The 14,878-nt window shown below is 69.7% G+C and carries 16 protein-coding genes; 10 read left to right on the forward strand and 6 right to left on the reverse strand.

The features are described from left to right. The first annotated feature begins 242 nt into the window (after window positions 1–242). Entirely contained in the window at window positions 243–956 is a 714-nt protein-coding gene (locus tag C8D87_RS02430) for a S41 family peptidase (protein ID WP_112225377.1), read from the forward strand. Here C8D87_RS02430 and C8D87_RS02435 read toward each other — a convergent pair. Continuing rightward, window positions 929–1,792 (reverse strand): SDR family oxidoreductase, encoded by an 864-nt coding sequence (locus C8D87_RS02435; protein WP_112225378.1) that lies wholly within the window; start codon window positions 1,790–1,792, stop codon window positions 929–931. The genes C8D87_RS02430 and C8D87_RS02435 overlap by 28 nt on opposite strands. Continuing rightward, entirely contained in the window at window positions 1,789–2,541 is a 753-nt protein-coding gene (locus tag C8D87_RS02440; RefSeq protein WP_109636715.1) for an SDR family oxidoreductase, read from the reverse strand. Before C8D87_RS02440 ends, C8D87_RS02435 begins: the two co-directional genes overlap by 4 nt. A 70-nt stretch (window positions 2,542–2,611) precedes the next feature. Here C8D87_RS02440 and C8D87_RS02445 point away from each other — a divergent pair, with 70 nt between their 5' ends. The 4 genes from C8D87_RS02445 to C8D87_RS02460 are packed head-to-tail and all read left to right on the forward strand — an operon-like array spanning window position 2,612 to window position 5,919. Then, on the forward strand, window positions 2,612–3,379 hold the full coding sequence (locus C8D87_RS02445) for an enoyl-CoA hydratase family protein (protein ID WP_109636714.1): 768 nt from the start codon (window positions 2,612–2,614) through the stop codon (window positions 3,377–3,379). Continuing rightward, entirely contained in the window at window positions 3,354–4,151 is a 798-nt protein-coding gene (locus C8D87_RS02450; RefSeq protein ID WP_112225379.1) for a CoA transferase subunit A, read from the forward strand. Before C8D87_RS02445 ends, C8D87_RS02450 begins: the two co-directional genes overlap by 26 nt. Continuing rightward, a complete protein-coding gene (locus tag C8D87_RS02455; protein ID WP_109636712.1) occupies window positions 4,148–4,861 on the forward strand; it encodes a CoA-transferase subunit beta in 714 nt (237 codons plus the stop codon). Before C8D87_RS02450 ends, C8D87_RS02455 begins: the two co-directional genes overlap by 4 nt. Beyond that, window positions 4,858–5,919: an NAD(P)H-dependent flavin oxidoreductase gene (locus C8D87_RS02460; protein ID WP_112225380.1), complete on the forward strand. Its 1,062-nt coding sequence runs from the start codon at window positions 4,858–4,860 to the stop codon at window positions 5,917–5,919. Before C8D87_RS02455 ends, C8D87_RS02460 begins: the two co-directional genes overlap by 4 nt. Here the strand turns inward: C8D87_RS02460 and C8D87_RS02465 are convergent. From C8D87_RS02465 to C8D87_RS02480, 4 genes are read right to left on the reverse strand one after another with little or no spacing between them, the layout of a single operon-like run. Further along, the gene (locus C8D87_RS02465) at window positions 5,903–7,033 is read right to left on the reverse strand and encodes an acetyl-CoA C-acetyltransferase (RefSeq protein WP_109636710.1); all 1,131 of its coding nucleotides are present in this window, start codon (window positions 7,031–7,033) and stop codon (window positions 5,903–5,905) included. The genes C8D87_RS02460 and C8D87_RS02465 overlap by 17 nt on opposite strands. Window positions 7,034–7,046: 13 nt before the next feature. Beyond that, window positions 7,047–7,652: a TetR/AcrR family transcriptional regulator gene (locus C8D87_RS02470; RefSeq protein ID WP_112225381.1), complete on the reverse strand. Its 606-nt coding sequence runs from the start codon at window positions 7,650–7,652 to the stop codon at window positions 7,047–7,049. Between the two features lie 14 nt (window positions 7,653–7,666). Next, on the reverse strand, window positions 7,667–8,410 hold the full coding sequence (locus C8D87_RS02475) for an SDR family oxidoreductase (RefSeq protein ID WP_109636708.1): 744 nt from the start codon (window positions 8,408–8,410) through the stop codon (window positions 7,667–7,669). Beyond that, a complete protein-coding gene (locus C8D87_RS02480; RefSeq protein WP_112225382.1) occupies window positions 8,407–9,486 on the reverse strand; it encodes an acyl-CoA dehydrogenase family protein in 1,080 nt (359 codons plus the stop codon). Before C8D87_RS02480 ends, C8D87_RS02475 begins: the two co-directional genes overlap by 4 nt. Before the next feature lie 42 nt (window positions 9,487–9,528). Here C8D87_RS02480 and C8D87_RS02485 point away from each other — a divergent pair, with 42 nt between their 5' ends. The 5 genes from C8D87_RS02485 to C8D87_RS02505 are packed head-to-tail and all read left to right on the forward strand — an operon-like array spanning window position 9,529 to window position 14,771. Further along, window positions 9,529–11,016, forward strand: a complete 1,488-nt coding sequence (locus C8D87_RS02485) for a FadD3 family acyl-CoA ligase (protein ID WP_109636706.1) — start codon at window positions 9,529–9,531, stop codon at window positions 11,014–11,016. Then, complete coding sequence (locus C8D87_RS02490) at window positions 11,013–11,843, forward strand: enoyl-CoA hydratase (protein ID WP_109636705.1); 831 nt, start codon at window positions 11,013–11,015, stop codon at window positions 11,841–11,843. The genes C8D87_RS02485 and C8D87_RS02490 overlap by 4 nt, the downstream gene beginning before the upstream one ends. Continuing rightward, window positions 11,843–12,934: an acyl-CoA dehydrogenase family protein gene (locus C8D87_RS02495; protein ID WP_112225383.1), complete on the forward strand. Its 1,092-nt coding sequence runs from the start codon at window positions 11,843–11,845 to the stop codon at window positions 12,932–12,934. Before C8D87_RS02490 ends, C8D87_RS02495 begins: the two co-directional genes overlap by 1 nt. Beyond that, complete coding sequence (locus C8D87_RS02500; RefSeq protein WP_112225384.1) at window positions 12,931–13,746, forward strand: acyl-CoA dehydrogenase family protein; 816 nt, start codon at window positions 12,931–12,933, stop codon at window positions 13,744–13,746. Before C8D87_RS02495 ends, C8D87_RS02500 begins: the two co-directional genes overlap by 4 nt. Beyond that, on the forward strand, window positions 13,743–14,771 hold the full coding sequence (locus tag C8D87_RS02505; RefSeq protein WP_112225385.1) for an acyl-CoA dehydrogenase family protein: 1,029 nt from the start codon (window positions 13,743–13,745) through the stop codon (window positions 14,769–14,771). Before C8D87_RS02500 ends, C8D87_RS02505 begins: the two co-directional genes overlap by 4 nt. Window positions 14,772–14,878: the final 107 nt, after the last annotated feature.

Raw genomic sequence — 14,878 nt, forward strand, 5'->3', positions numbered from 1 at the left:
GGCGGTGGTCGTCTCTGGGCAACGCCCGACGGTGGGCGCAGAGGATCGGCGCGGTGTGCTGGAGCGTGCCGCCGATCTGATGGAGAGCCGGGTACGTCTCGATCGAGGTCGGCCGGTCGCTGGCGCAGCAGCTCCGGCACGATGCCGCCGCCGACCGCTGGCAGGCGCTCTCCGACCCCGGTGAGTTCGCCGCGGCGCTCACCGAGCATCTTCGGGAGGGTTCCGACGATGGGCACCTGGCCGTGAGCTACTCCGCGGCGGCGTTGCCGGCAGTCGAGATCACCGCCGGCGACGCCTACTCGGAGCAAGAGGCGGAGCGCTACTACGGCAGACGGGTCAACCACGGCTTCGAGAAGTTCGAGCTGCTGCCGGACAACATCGGCTACCTCAGCCTGCGCGTGTTCGCTCCGCCGGCCATGGCCGGCGATGTGGCCGCCGCCGCCATGACGTTGCTCGCCCAGGCCGACGCGATGATCATCGATCTGCGTCGCAACGGCGGCGGCCACAGCGACATGGTGGCACTGCTCGCGGCGTACCTCTTCGACCGCAGCGAACCCCTGAGCAGCACCTACTACCGCCCCGAGGACCGGCTCACGACCAGCAACACCCCGGCCTGGGTCCCGGGGCGCCGGTACGGCGCCACCAAGCCGGTGTACGTCCTCATCTCCCCGAAGACGTTCTCCGCCGCCGAGCACTTCGCCTACGACCTGCAGGCGCTCGGCCGGGCCGTTGTGGTGGGCGAGCCCAGCGGCGGAGGCGCGCATCCGTTCGAGTACCGGCGGCTGCACCCGCACTTCGTGTTGTGCCTGGCCGAATCCCGATCGGTCAACCCGATCACCAACGGCAACTGGCAAGGCGTCGGGGTCGTCCCGGACATCGCGGTGCCGGCGGACCGGGCGCTTGATGCCGCACTGGAGCTCATCCGCGCTCAAGCCCCGTACACGGGCACCGGGTGATCCTCGGCGACCAGCTGACGCACCACCCCGCCCAGCTCGTCCGGCGCCCACCGCGCACCCTTGTCGATCTCCGGCCCGCGCTGCCACCCGTGGACCACGCAGATCCGCCCGCCGTCGACCTCGAACATCCGGCCGGTCACGTCCGCAGCCTCCGCACTGCCCAGCCACACCACGAGCGGCGACACGTTCTCCGGCGCCATCGCGTCGAACCCGCCGTCCGGCGCCGCCATCGACTCCGCGAACGTCGCTTCGGTCATCCGCGTCCTGGCGGCGGGAGCGATCGCGTTCACCGTCACGCCGTACCGCGCCAGCTCGGCCGCCGCCACGAGCGTCATCGCCGCGATCCCCGCCTTGGCCGCCGAGTAGTTCGCCTGCCCCACGCTCCCGAACAGCCCGGCGCCGGACGACGTGTTGATCACCCGGCCCGACACCGCGCCGCCCGCCTTGTGGACGCCGCGCCAGTACGCGGCCGCGTGGTGCAGCGGCGCGAAGTGGCCCTTGAGGTGCACGCGCACGACCTCGTCCCACTCGTCCTCGCCGCAGCTCACGACCATCCGGTCGCGCACGATCCCCGCGTTGTTCACGAGCACGTCGAGCCCGCCGAAGGCAGACACCGCAGCCTCGACCACCCGCGCGGCACCGGCCCAGGTGCCCACGTCGTCGGTGTTCACCACGGCACGCGGCCCGATCAACGACGCCACTTCCGACGCAGGCCCCACCGACAGGTCGTTCACCACGACCCTGGCACCCGCGGCCGCGAACGCCAGGGCGTGCGCACGCCCGATGCCCCGACCGGCGCCGGTGACGATGACGACCCGGTCCTCGCACAACATCATGAACTCCCATCGGTCTTGGCGGCGTCCAGGAACGCGGGCACCTCGCCCCCGCCGTGCACCACCAAAGTCGAGCCGGTGACGTACGAAGCCAGCGGAGAAGCGAGGAAGACCGCGCACGCGCCGATCTCGTCCGGCGACGCGAGGCGGCCCAGCGGCACGGTCCGCTCAACGGCAGCGATGCCTTCCGCGGACCCGTAGTGCAGGTGAGACTGCTCGGTCCGCACCATTCCGACTGCCAGCGCGTTGACCCGCACGAGAGGCGCCCACTCAACGGCCAACGAAGCGGTCAGGTTGTCCAGCCCGGCCTTGGCGGCGCCGTAGGCGGCGGTCCCAGGCGAAGGCCGCCGACCGGAAACGCTGCTGACCATCACGATCGAACCGCCGGAGTCCTGCAGCGCTGCGTGAGCGGCCTGGGACACCAGCAGCGGCGCCAGCAGGTTCAGCTCGACGATCTTCTGGTGGAACCGCGGCGAAGCCTTCTCCGCCAACGCGAACGGCGCCCCACCGGCGTTGTTCACCAGCACGTCCAGCCGCCCGAACCGCGAGACGATCCCGGACACGAGCGACGACACCTGCTCGGCGTCCCGGACGTCGCACTGCACGAACGACGCACCCGGCACCTCGGCGGGACGCCGGGCACAGGTCACGACCGTCGCGCCCGCGGCGAGAAACGCACGGGTGATCCCAAGACCGACACCCCGCACGCCGCCCGTCACGAGGACGACGCTTCCGTCCAGGGAGAGTTCCACTCCGCACCTACCCCGGTCGCTCTGGCGCTGCTAAATTACCAAGCAATCGCTTGGTTCGGAAGGCGGCGCGATGGGAATCTCCAGCAGCCACACCGAAAACGGCATCATCGAGGTGACAGTCGACATACCTCCGGTCAACGCCATCCCCGCGCGCGGCTGGTTCGAGCTGGCCGAGACGATCACCTACGCGGGCCGGGATCCCGAAGCACGGGTGGTGATCCTCAGGGCCGAGGGCCGCGGGTTCTGCGCGGGCGTCGACATCAAGGAGATCCAGCGCACGCCCGGTCACGAAGCGCTGATCGCCGCGAACCGGGGCTGCGCCAAGGCTTTCGCTGCTGTCTACGACTGCGAGGTGCCGGTCATCGCCGCGGTGAACGGGTTCTGCCTCGGCGGCGGCATCGGGCTGGTCGGCAACGCGGACGTGATCGTGGCGTCCGACGACGCCACGTTCGGCCTGCCCGAAGTCGATCGCGGCGCGCTCGGTGCCGCGACGCACCTGGCCAGGCTCGTGCCGCAGCACCTCATGCGGACGCTGTACTACACGGCCAGGAACATCAGCGCGCAGGCGTTGCACCACCACGGCAGCGTCTACGACGTCGTACCGCGCGAGCAGCTCGACGACGCGGCCCGCGAGATCGCCAAGGAGATCGCCAAGAAGGACCCGACGGTGATCCGCGCGGCCAAGGAGGCGATCAACGGCATCGACCCGCAGCGCGTGCACACCAGCTACCGCTACGAGCAGGGCTTCACCTTCGAGCTGAACCTCACCGGGGTGTCGGACCACGCCCGGCAGGCCTTCCTGGACGGAAACCATGCGCGACAAGCGAATGACGGCTGACGAGGCAGTAGCCGGGATCAAGGACGGCATGACCGTCGGCATCGGCGGCTGGGGCTCGCGGCGCAAGCCGATGGCCCTGGTCAAGGCGATTCTCCGCACAGACCTGAAAGACCTCACCATCGTCACGTACGGCGGACCGGACGTCGGCCTGCTGTGCGCGGCGGGCAAGGTCCGCAAGCTGGTCTACGGGTTCGTCTCGCTCGACACCATCCCGTACGACCCGTGGTTCAAGCGGGTCCGCGAAGCCGGCGGGATCGACGTGCTGGAGCTGGACGAGGGCATGTTCCAGACGGGGCTCAGGGCCGCCGCGCACCGGTTGCCGTTCCTGCCGATCAGGGCAGGCCTCGGCTCGGACGTGCTCAAGTACGCCCCCGAGCTCAGGACCGTCCGATCGCCCTACGACGACGGCGAGGAGCTGGTCGCCATGCCCGCGCTCAAGCTCGACGTGGCGCTGGTGCACCTCAACCGCGCGGACCGGCACGGCAACGCCCAGTACCTCGGGCCCGACCCGTACTTCGACGACCTGTTCTGCCTGGCCGCGGACCGGCGCTACGTCTCGTGCGAGCAGATCGTGGAGACGTTCGACGGGCCGCCGCAGACGTTGCTGCTCAACCGCATGATGGTCGACGGAGTCGTGGAGGCACCGGGTGGCGCGGGGTTCACGAGCTGCGTCCCCGACTACCCCCGCGACGAGAAGCTCCAGCGCGAGTACGCCGAAGCCGCAGGTGACCTGGAGAAATGGCCGGGCTTCTACGAGAGGTTGCTGGCATGAGCGACATCACCAGGGCCGAAATCTGCGTCACCGCGTGCGCCGACCTGTTCGCGGGCGCCGGTGAGACGCTCGCCAGCCCGATGGGCCTCATCCCGTCCCTCGGCGCGAAACTCGCCCGCCTCACCACCGAACCCGACCTCCTGCTCAGCGACGGCGAGGCGTTCCTGCTCACGCCCGAGTCCACTGTGGAGGGCTGGCTGCCGTACCGGAAGGTCTTCGACGTCGTCGCGCACGGCCGCCGGCACGTCGTGATGGGCGCGAACCAGGTCGACAGGTTCGGCAACCAGAACATCTCCGCGATCGGCGACCACGCCAGGCCCACCAGGCAGCTCCTCGGTTTCCGCGGCGCGCCTGGCAACACCGTCAACCACCGCACCAGCTACTGGGTGCCGCGGCACAGCCCGCGCGTGCTGGTCGAGACCGTCGACGTGGTCTCCGGTGTCGGCTACGACCACGCCGTGGGCCCGTTCCACGACATCCATCGTGTCGTCACGAACCTCGCCGTGCTCGACTTCAACACCCCTGACCACTCGATGCGCCTGGTGTCCACCCACCCCGGCGTGTCAGTCGACGAGGTGCAGAAGCAGACATCGTTCCCGCTCGCCGCGGCAGACGTCACGGAGACCAGGCTGCCCACCGACGAAGAGCTGAAGCTCCTCCGAACCGTGCTCGACCCGGACAGCAAGCGCGACCGGGAAGTCCCGTCATGAGAACCGCGCTGACCGAGCTCGTCGGCGTCCGTCATCCCGTCGTGCAGACGGGCATGGGCTGGGTCGCCGGGCCCCGCCTGGTTTCCGCGACCGCGGAGGCCGGAGGGCTCGGCATCCTGGCCTCGGCGACCATGACCTACGCAGAGCTGGAAGCCGCCATCAAGGAAACCCGTTCCCGCACGTCACAACCGTTCGGCGTGAACCTCCGCGCGGACGCCCAGGACGCGGCGGAGCGGGTCGACCTGCTGATCCGCGAACAGGTCAAGGTCGCTTCCTTCGCGCTGGCACCGAAACCCGACATGATCGCGAAGCTGAACGACGCCGGTGTCGTCGTGATCCCGTCGGTCGGCGCGGCCAGGCACGCGGAGAAGGTCGCGAAGTGGGGTGCCCACGCGGTGATCGTCCAGGGCGGCGAGGGCGGCGGCCACACCGGCGGCGTGGCGACGACCCTGCTCCTCCCGAGCGTGCTGGACGCCGTGGACATCCCGGTGATCGCGGCGGGCGGTTTCTTCGACGGCAGGGGGCTCGCGGCAGCACTCGCGTACGGTGCGGCCGGAATCGCGATGGGCACGAGGTTCCTGCTCACCCAGGAGAGCACGGTCCCCGACGCGGTCAAACACGCGTACCTGCGACGGGATCTGAACGGCACGGTCGTCACCACCCGTGTCGACGGCCTGCCGCACCGGGTCCTGCGCACCGACCTGGTCAACCACCTCGAACGGTCTGGCCGGGTCAGCAGCCTGACACGAGCGATCACCAACGCGGCCAGGTTCCGCCGGCACACCGGGCTCACCTGGCGCGCGATGATCCGCGAAGGCCTGGCCATGAAGCACGGCAAGGACCTCACCTGGTCACAGGTGATCATGGCCGCGAACACGCCGATGCTGCTGCGCGCCGGCCTCGTCGAGGGCAGGACCGACGCGGGCGTGCTCGCGTCCGGTCAGGTCGCCGGTCTGCTGCAGGACCTGCCGACGTGCGAGGACCTGATCACCGGCATCGTGCACCACGCCGAGAAGATCATCGCCAGAATGGGGAACAGTCTCAGAGACGTTCGATGATCGTCACGTTGGCCTGACCGCCGCCCTCGCACATCGTCTGCAGGCCGTACCGGCCGCCCGACCGCTCCAGCTCGTGCAGCAGCGTCGTGAACAGCTTCGTGCCGGTCGCGCCGATCGGGTGCCCCAGCGCCAGCGCTCCCCCGTTGACGTTGACCTTCCCCAGGTCGACGCGCAGCTCCTTGGCCCAGGCCAGTGGAACCGACGCGAACGCCTCGTTGATCTCGAACAGGTCGATGTCCGAAATGGACATCCCCGCTCGCTCCAGGGCGTACCGGGTGGCGCGGATCGGCGCGGTCAGCATGTAGATCGGGTCCGATCCGCGGGCGGAGAGGTGGTGCACCCGAGCCCGCGGCGTCAGCTTCCGCTCGCGCATCGCCCGTTCCGACACGACGAGAACCGCCGAGGCGCCATCGGAGATCTGGCTCGACAAGGCCGCCGTCGTCCGTCCACCCGGCCGCAACGGCTGCAGCGCCGCCATCTTCTCGGCACTGGTGTCCGGACGCGGGCACTCGTCGTGCACGACACCGTCGACCGGCGCGATCTCCCGGTCGAACCGGCCCTCCTTGATCGCGGTAAGCGCTCGCAGGTGGCTCTGCAGCGCGTACTCCTCCATCTCGCGCCGGGAGAGGTCCCACCGCACGGCGATCAGGTCGGCCGCGCGGAACTGGTTGACCTCCTCGTCGCCGTACCGGTGCTGCCAGCCCTCACAGCCCTCGAACGGACTGACCGTCATGGCCGACCCGATCGGCACCTGCGACATGTTCTGCACGCCGCCCGCGACCACGACGTCCGCCGTGCCGCTCATCACCGCCTGCGCCGCGAAGTGCAGCGCCTGCTGGCTCGACCCGCACTGCCGGTCGACGGTCACCCCGGGCACCTGCTCCGGGAACCCCGCGGCCAGCCACGAGGTCCGCGCGATGTCACCCGCCTGCGGCCCGACCGTGTCGACGCACCCGAAGATCACGTCGTCCACGTCGGTGGGATCGACGTCGACGCGGTTGAGCAGTGCCGTGATCACGTGCGCACCGAGATCGGCGGGATGCACGTGGCTCAGTTCGCCGCCACGCCTGCCCGCCGGAGTCCGCACAGCCTCGATGATGTACGCCTCGGCCACGAGGGCCCTCCTTCTACGTCTTGTTCCCCATCGAGTTCTTCCGGCGCCCGGTGGCGATGCCGTCGAGCAGGATCGCGAGGTACTGGTCGGCGACCGCGTCCGCGGACAGGCCTCCGCCCGGCCGGTACCAGCGCACGGCCACCCACACCGTGTCGCGGATGAACCGGTAGGCGAGGTCCACGTCGAGATCGGCGCGGAACACGCCCGCGCGCATGCCGTCCTCCAGCAGCACCGTCCACAGCTTGCGGAACTCCACGTTGCGGTCGTCCAGGTAGGAGAACCGCTCCAGCGGCATCAGGTGCTTGGACTCGTTCTGGTAGATCGCGACCTCGGCGTGCCGGCTGTCGATCGCCTCGAACGATGCCACGACCAGGGCTTTCAGCGTCTGCTTCGGTTCGAGGCCCGCGTCGACGATCTCGTGGTACCGGGTGAACAGCTCGTCGAGGAAGGTCCGCAGGATCTCGTCCACCATCGACTCCTTCGAGTCGAAGTGGTGGTAGAGGCTGCCGGACAGGATGCCCGCCGCGTCCGCGATGTCCCTGACCGTGGTCTGCCCGTAGCCACGTTCGGCGAACATCCGCGCGGCGAGCTCCAGCAGCTCCGCCCTCCTGCCGCTCATCGATCTTTCCTTCCTCACGGGTGCTGACTGCTCACCGAGACGACCTCGCCCGTCAGGTACGACGAGTAGTCGCTGGCGAGGAACACGATCACATTCGCGACCTCCCACGGCTCGGCGGCGCGCCCAAAAGCCTCACGGGACGCCAGCTCGGTCAGCAACTCCTCACTGGTGACCTTGGCCAGGAACGGGTGCGCCGCCAAGCTCGGGGCGACCGCGTTCACCCGGATGCCGTGCTCGGCCACGTCCATCGCGCTGCATCTCGTCAGCGCCATGACACCTGCTTTTGCCGCCGCGTAATGGGCTTGGCCTTTCTGGGCACGCCAGCCGACGACGCTCGCGTTGTTAACGACAACACCGCTTCGCTGGGCGACCATTTGGCGCAACACGGCCCTGGTGCAGCGGAACGTGCCGTTCAACGTCACGTCGAGAACGCGCGACCACTCGTCGTCGGTCATGTCCAGCACGGACTTCTCACCGCCGAGGCCCGCGTTGTTGACCATCACGTCGATGCGGCCGTAGCGCGCGACTGTTTCGTCTACGAGCGTCTGCACGTGCTGTTCGTTCGTGACATCGCACGGGATCGCGTGATCGGTGCCGAGCGACTCGTGCGTCTCCTTGAGGCGGCGCTCGTGCCAGTCGCTGATCACGACCGTCGCGCCCTCTTCGAGGCACCGTTTCGCGGTCGCCGAGCCGATACCCGTGCCCGCCGCGGCGGTCACGACGACGACCTTGTCCCTGAGCAGGTCGTGGCCGGTCATCGCGGTAGCCCCAGAATCCGGTGGGCGATGATCTCGCGCTGGATCTCGTCGGACCCGCCGTAGATGGTCTCCGCGCGGCTGAACAGGAACATCCGCTGCCACTCGTTGCCGTCGATCATCGACTCGGGGCCGAGCGACTCCATCGCGAGCTCACCGAGCCTGCGGTGCCACCCGCCCCAGAACAGCTTCAGCACGGACGCCTCCGGGCCAGGGTCGTCGTTGAGCGTTCTCACCGTGTGTGAGCGCATGACGTGGAGCTCGAGCCACGCTCTGGTGAGTTTCTCCCGCATGTGGTCAGGAGCCTTCGCCATGATCGCGTCGAGCTGGCGGCGGAAGCTCACCTGGTGGCCGAGCATCGCGGTGCCGCGCTCGAAGCCCAGCGTGGCCATCGCGATCTTCCAGCCCTGGCCGGGCTGCCCGACCACGTTCTCGCGAGCCGTGACCGCGCCGTCGAAGAAGACCTCGTTGAACTCCGACGTGCCGGTCAGCTGGCGGATCGGCCGGACCTCGATGCCGGGCTGGTGCATCGGCACGAGCAGGTAGGAGAGCCCGTGGTGGCGTTGTGATCCGGGCTCGGTGCGGCACAGGACGAAGATCCAGTCCGAGTAGTGCGCGTTCGACGTCCAGATCTTCTGGCCGTCGATCACCCACTGGTCGCCCTCGAGGGTCGCCTTCGTCTGGACGGACGCGAGGTCGGAGCCGGCACCCGGCTCGGAGTAGCCCTGGCACCACAGCTCGTCGAGTGAGCGGATCTTCGGCAGAAAGCGTTCCTTCTGCTCGGGGGTGCCGAACGCGATGAGCGTCGGGCCGAGCAGACCCTCACCCACGATGTCGACCTTCGCGGGCGCGTCGGCCTCCGCGTACTCCTCGTGGAAGACGACCTGCTCCTCCACGCTGCGCTCGCCCGGCCAGCCGAGGCACGTCCACCCGTGCGCGGCCAGGTGCCGGTGCCAGCGCAGCCGGCCCTCGAACGCCTCGTGCTCGCGGCCGGGCCCACCCAGGCCGCGCAGCTCCGCGAACTCACCGACGAGGTTGGCGGACAACCATTCCCGCACCTCGCGCCGGAAGGACTCCATGGGCCATACTCTAACCTACCAAGCACTTGCTTTGGAGGCCCAATGGAGGCCACAGTGGCCAGCGATCCAAGCAGGCAAACGGTTTCAGCGGTGCTCGACCGCGCTGCCTCGCTCTTCGGCGGCGCGGAAGCGTTGGTGGACGGGGACGTTCGCCTCACCTACACCGCGCTGCGGGCGCAGGTGCACACCGCCGCACGCGCACTCATCGGGATGGGTGTGCGGCCAGGCGACCGGGTGGCGTTGTGCGCGCCCAACTCGCGGCACTGGGTGGTCGCGGCACTGGGCGCCTTGCACGCGGGCGCCGCGCTGGTACCGATCAACACCCGGTTCACCGCTGCCGAGACGCTCGACGTGCTGCGGCGGAGCAAGGCGCGCGCCTTCATCGTCGAGGGCGAGTTCCTCGGCCGCGACCGGCTCGCGGAGCTGCGCGGAGAGGAGCTCCCCGAGATCATCGTGCGACTACCGGCCGACTGGCTCGACTGGGCCACGAACCTGCCGTCGCTCGATCCGGACCAGCTGTGCGACGTCATGTACACCTCGGGCACGACCGGGCGCAGCAAGGGCGCGATGAGCGCGCACCGGCAGTCGCTCGGGGTCGCGGAGGCGTGGGCGTCCTGCGGTGAGCTGTCGTCGAACGACCGGTACCTGATCGTCAACCCGTTCTTCCACACCTTCGGCTACAAGGCCGGGATTCTCGCCAGTTTGCTGCGCGGCGCGACGATCGTGCCGCAGCCGGTGTTCGACGTCGTGGAGACGATGCGGCTGATCGAACAGGAACGCATCACCGTGCTGCCGGGGCCGCCGACGATCTACCAGACGTTGCTCGACCACCCCGATCGCGGTTCGTTCGACCTGTCCAGCCTGCGTCTCGCGGTGACAGGCGCCGCGGTGGTGCCCGTGGCGCTGGTCGAGCGGATGCAGACGGAGCTGTCGTTCTCGACGGTGCTCACCGCGTACGGGCTCACGGAGGCCGTGGTGGCCACGATGTGCCGTCCCGAGGACTCACCGGAGACCGTCGCGCACACGTGCGGGCGGCCGATGGCGGACTTCGAGCTGCGGCTGGGCGAGAAGGACGAGGTGTTGCTGCGCGGCCCGAACGTGATGCTCGGGTACCTGGACGATCCGGAGGCGACCGCCGCGGCCATCGACGCCGAGGGATGGCTGCACACGGGCGATGTCGGACGCGTCGACGAACGGGGCTACCTGTCGATCACCGACCGGCTCAAGGACATGTACATCTGCGGCGGGTTCAACGTCTACCCCGCGGAGATCGAGCAGGCGCTGGCCCGGTTGCCGGGAGTCGCCGAGTCGGCCGTGGTGGGGATGGCCGACGCACGGCTCGGTGAGGTCGGCGTCGCGCACGTCGTCACCTCGCCCGGCCACGAGCTGACCGAGGACGAGGTGATCGAGTTCTGCCGCGGCCGGCTGGCCAACTACAAGGTGCCGCGGGCCGTCGAGTTCCACCCCGCGCTCCCCCGCAACGCCGGCGGCAAGGTCCTCAAACACCTACTGCGCAAGGAGAACGCGTGACAGTCTCGTATGAGCGGCGGGAGGCGGTCGCCGTCGTGACCATGAACCGCCCGGAGTACCGCAACGCGCAGAACTCGGCGATGACGTACGCGTTGGACGAGGCCTTCACGCGCGCGGTCGACGACGACGAGGTCAAGGTGATCGTCCTGGCCGGTGCCGGTGACCACTTCTCGGCGGGCCACGACATCGGCTCGCCTGGCCGGGACGTCGACGTGTCGTTCGAGCGCAAGGCCGTGCTGTGGTGGGACCACGTCGGGCGTTCCGGTGGTGATCTCCGCTTCGCCCGCGAGATGGAGGTCTACCTCGGCATGTGCCGGCGGTGGCGCGAGATCCCCAAGCCGATGATCGCGATGGTGCAGGGCGCGTGCGTGGCGGGCGGACTGATGCTCGCCTGGGTGTGCGACCTGATCGTGGCCGCAGAGGACGCGTTCTTCGCCGATCCCGTGGTGCGTATGGGAATTCCCGGTGTCGAGTACTTCGCCCACCCGTGGGTGCTCGGCCCGCGCGCCGCCAAGGAGGTGCTCTTCACCGGCGACCGCTTCTCCGCCCAGCGCGCCTACGAATGGGGCATGGTCTCACGTGTCGTGCCGCGCGCCGAACTGGAAACGTCGACGTTCCAGCTGGCTTCGCGGATCTCGGCGATGCCGCAGTTCGGGCTGGCCCTGGCCAAGAAGGCGGTCAACCAGTCCGAGGACCTCATGGGCATGAGGGCCGGGATGGACTCGGTGTTCGGGTTGCACCACCTCGCCCACGCCCACAACGCCGAGGTGAGCCCGGACGCGCTGGCGGGCATGGACGCCCGTTCGATGAAGAAGGCCTCCAGCTGATGGACCTCTCACTGGACTCCTCGACTCTTGAGTTCCAAGCCGAGGTGCGCTCGTGGCTGGCCGCGCACGTCCGGCCACTGTCCTCGATGGACACCTTGCAGGGCTTTGAAGAGCACCGCGCGTGGGAACGGCTGCTCGCCTCGGCCCGGTTGTCGGTGGTGTCGTGGCCAGAGGAGTTCGGTGGCCGCGACCTGGGTCTGCTGCAGTGGCTGATCTTCGAGGAGGAGTACCACGCCGCCGGCGCGCCCGGTCGCGTCTCGCAGAACGGCATCTTCCTGCTGGCGCCGACGCTGTTCTCTCACGGCACCGACGAGCAGCGCGCGCGGATCCTGCCGCCGATGGCGCGCGGCGACGAGGTGTGGGCGCAGGCGTGGTCGGAGCCCGAGGCCGGATCCGACCTGGCGTCGTTGCGCAGCACCGCCGTTCGTCGTGATGGTGGCTGGCTGCTGCGTGGCCAGAAGACGTGGAGCTCGCGGGCGGCGTTCGCGGACAGGGCGTTCGGCCTGTTCCGGACCTCCGCGGAGGGACGTCACCGCGGCCTGACCTACCTGATGTTCGACCTGCGCGCCGACGGCGTCACCGTGCGGCCGATCAACCAGCTCGACGGCGAACCGGGCTTCGCCGAGATCTTCCTGGACGACGTGTTCGTACCGGACCACGACGTCATCGGCGAGGTCGGCGACGGCTGGCGCGTGGCGATGAGCACCGCGGGCAACGAACGCGGTCTGTCGTTGCGCAGTCCCGGCCGGTTCGTCGCCGCCGCGGGGCGGCTCGTGGAGCTGTACCGCAAGAACCCGGATCCGGCGTTGCGCGACCGGGTCGTCGACGCGTGGATCGGTGCCCAGGCCTACCGGCTGCACACGTTCGGCTCGCTGGCCAACCCGCCCGCAGGGCCGGCCGCGAGCGTCACGAAGGTGTTCTGGTCCGAGCTGGACGTGGCACTGCACGAGACCGCGATGGACCTGCTGGGCGAGGTCGCGCCGGGGTGGCGGGACGGCTGGCTGTTCTCGCTGGCGGGGCCCATCTACGCCGGCACCAACGAGATCCAGCGCAACGTCATCGCCGAACGGATCCTGGGGTTGCCACGATGATGTTCACGCTGTCGCCGGAGCAGACGGACTTCGCCGGGGTGCTGCACGGGTTCCTCGCGGCGGGGAGGCGGGACCTGGCCGAGGTCGGGGTGGACGAGGTGACGGAGCCGGTCGACCTCGTGGTGGTGTTCGAGGAGCTGGGGCATCACGCGGTGCCGGGGCCGCTGGTCGAGTCCCTGGCGGTGGTGCCGGCGCTGGTGGACGGGACGGCGACGGGTACATCGTCGGTTGCCTTCCCACCTCACGTCCCGCACGCCGTCGAAGCCGACCACTACTTCCTCGTCGAAGGCGACACCCTCCGCGAAGCCGTCCCCGCCGCCGAACTGTCCTCCGTGGACCCCGCCCGCCGCCTCGTCGAGCTGACCGGCGGCGCGGTGATCGCCACCGGGATCCCGGCCACCCGCGCCTTCGACCTCGGCGTTCTGACCTGCTCGGCACAGCTCCTCGGCCTCGGCCGCGCGATGCTCGAGATGACCACCGCCCACACCCTGGCCCGCACCCAGTTCGGCAGGCCGATCGGCTCCTTCCAGGCCGTCAAGCACCACCTCGCCAACGTCCTGATCGGACTGGAGCTGGCCCGCCCGCTGGTGTTCGGCGCCGCCGTGACGATGACGACCCGCGACGTCTCGGCGGCCAAGGTCGCCGCCTCGGACGCCGCCTGGAACGCCGCCAGGACCGCCCTGCAGGTGCACGGCGCGATCGGCTACACCGCCGAGCACGAGCTCGGCCGGTTCCTGCTGCAGACCCGGGCCCTGCGCACCGCCTGGGGCAGCCCGTCGCTGCACCGAGCCCGCGTGCTGGAGGCGTTGTGACACCGGAACAACTCGCACTGCGCGACACCGTCCGCAGCCTGCTCGACAAGCACTCCGACATCCGTGCCGCGATCGAAGCCCCGCACGGCTACGACAAGGACCTGTGGGCGCGGCTGTGCGAGATCGGCGTGCTCCCGATCCCCGAGCACCATGGCGGATCCGGTGCCGGGCTCGCGGAGACCCTGGTGGCGCTGGAAGAACTCGGCCGCACGCTCACGCCTGCTCCCCTGCTCTCGTCGACGCTGGCCGCACAGGCACTGCTCGTCAGCGGAAACGACGAGGCCTGTGGCCGGCTGCTACCGCGGATCGCCGGCGGAACCGTCGCCGCACTCGCCTTGCCCTGGGCCACCGGTGACCACGTGACCACGGCTCCGCTCGACCACCCCGAGGTGACCACGGCTGTCTCCGACGGCCCTCTCCACGCCACCGTCCACCACGTCCTCGACGGCGACCACGCCGAAATCCTGCTGGTCACCGACGGCATCTCGCTCTACGAGGTCGATCCCGGCCAGCCCGGCGTCACGCGCGAACACACGCCGGCCGTCGACCTGACCCGCCGCCTGGCCACCATCCGCCTCACCGACGCCACCGCGACCCGCCTGGGCCTCTGGTCTTCCCAGGTACGCGACACGGCACTGGCCGCACTGTGCGCGGAACAGGTCGGCGCCGCCGCCAGAGCACTGGAGCTCACCGTCGAGTACACGAAGACCAGGGTCCAGTTCGGGCGGCCGATCGGTTCGTTCCAGGCGTTGAAGCACCGCATGGCGGACATGCACGTCCTGGTGGAGACCGCGAGGTCGGCCGCGCGGGCCGCCACCGACGAGGTGTCCGCAGCGGTCGCGAAGGTGTACTGCGCCGAAGCGTTCTGCAAGGTCGCGGCCGAGATGATCCAGCTGCACGGCGGCATCGCGATCACCTGGGAGCACGACGCACACCTCTACTTCAAGCGGGCGCACGGCAGCGCCCAGCTGTTCGGCAGCCCTCAAGATCACATCGACCGCCTCTCCCGTTCCGCACACCGGTGATCAGGCCGCTGCCTGGACTCCTGGCTCGTGGACGAACGCATCCTTGACCCAGGACGCGCGCACGAGCGGTTGGACGACGACACCCTCCGTTCCGTGCGCGAGGACCA

The organism is Lentzea atacamensis (genome assembly GCF_003269295.1).
Classification (GTDB): Bacteria; Actinomycetota; Actinomycetes; order Mycobacteriales; family Pseudonocardiaceae; genus Lentzea; species Lentzea atacamensis.